The 1,120-nt window shown below is 32.6% G+C and carries 3 protein-coding genes; all 3 read right to left on the reverse strand.

Annotated elements, in window-relative coordinates; translation table 11 throughout:
- Positions 1-29: 29 nt before the first annotated feature.
- Entirely contained in the window at positions 30-266 is a 237-nt protein-coding gene (locus NNO02_RS23275; RefSeq protein WP_271455876.1) for a hypothetical protein, read from the reverse strand.
- A 53-nt stretch (positions 267-319) separates the two neighbouring features.
- On the reverse strand, positions 320-616 hold the full coding sequence (locus NNO02_RS23280) for a hypothetical protein (protein WP_271455877.1): 297 nt from the start codon (positions 614-616) through the stop codon (positions 320-322).
- 79 nt (positions 617-695) lie between these two features.
- Positions 696-1,120 (reverse strand): hypothetical protein (locus NNO02_RS23285; RefSeq protein WP_333908937.1); only part of this gene is annotated, 425 nt, incomplete at its 5' end.

A 1,120-nucleotide genomic window follows, 5' to 3' on the forward strand; every position in this document is an offset into this window, starting at 1 on the left:
CTTTCATTATGTTAATATTTAGTAACGCATTAGTTTTTATAAACAAGCTTGAGGATTACAGAGCCATATTCCAGATCTAACTCATCGACTAAATCGTTATTAACATGTCGATTCAATGCATTAACTAAGTTTTTATCTTCTATGATTTCTTCTACTGAATACCCACTTAGAGCAACAAATATATCAAAGCTTTCTTGAATAATATTCATTACTTTCGGGGTTCCTTCGCACAACATACTTACTACTACAGATATTTTATTTGTCATTTATATTTTTCTCTTATATTTTTGGTTAGCCCCTTGCGAGGCAAGATTGGTTCTTATTTTCTAAAGCCTCCTGAATACTCAACTAACATGGCAGCGACTAGTTCAAAGTCAACTTGATTAATATCACCACTGTTTCCTTCTTGGACAGTGAATCTTTCAAAGTTGTTCTGGATATGGTCAATAATATAAACATTAAATAGATTCATGAAAGCGGGATCATCCAGATAATCATTTTCGTCTCCATCACCATTGACTTCCATGAACATCTCCCAACTTGCTGTAAACGACCTACAAGCAAGGTCATAGAACAGTTCGGTTGATTTATTAATACCTATCTTTTCTTTAGACATATTTATATCCTCATAGTTAAATGCTTATTTAATTCATTGTGTTTTTTATTAGCCCCTTTCGGGGCCGAATACGCTGTTGTTAATTCATACTAAAAAGTAATGCTTGAGTATGAACATATCTCATTTCACACATGACTTTATCCATATCAACATAGATAAGCCTTTCTCTTTTAACCACTTCTTCCATATGTTCATCAAAGCGTTTTGCCAGATATTCTTTAACATGCAACATGTATGACTCCGCTCTATCATTGTCTAACATTATAGCTGCCAATACCTCATATTCTTCTTGTTCTTTATATATACGTATTCCTGTGATATAAAGATTCTTCGCCATAGCAGTAAAAACTTTAGTCGATGAGTCCTTAATGTTATTTAGTTCTTCAGTATTCATATAGTTACTCCATATTTTTTTTGATGTATAGCCCCCTGCATTTTCATGCATTATTTTGAGAGCAGGTTTTTTTCGTTTTATTCTGATGCTAAGTTTGATTGTATTTACAT

Origin of the sequence: Citrobacter sp. Awk 2 (assembly GCF_028069815.1) — a bacterium.
In the GTDB taxonomy this organism is placed as follows: Bacteria; Pseudomonadota; Gammaproteobacteria; order Enterobacterales; family Enterobacteriaceae; genus Citrobacter.

Coding starts and splice junctions, on each gene's coding strand:
- NNO02_RS23275 (WP_271455876.1), bottom strand. CDS start 266: ATGACAAATAAAATATCTGTAGTAGTAAGTATGTTGTGCGAAGGAACC.
- NNO02_RS23280 (WP_271455877.1), bottom strand. CDS start 616: ATGTCTAAAGAAAAGATAGGTATTAATAAATCAACCGAACTGTTCTAT.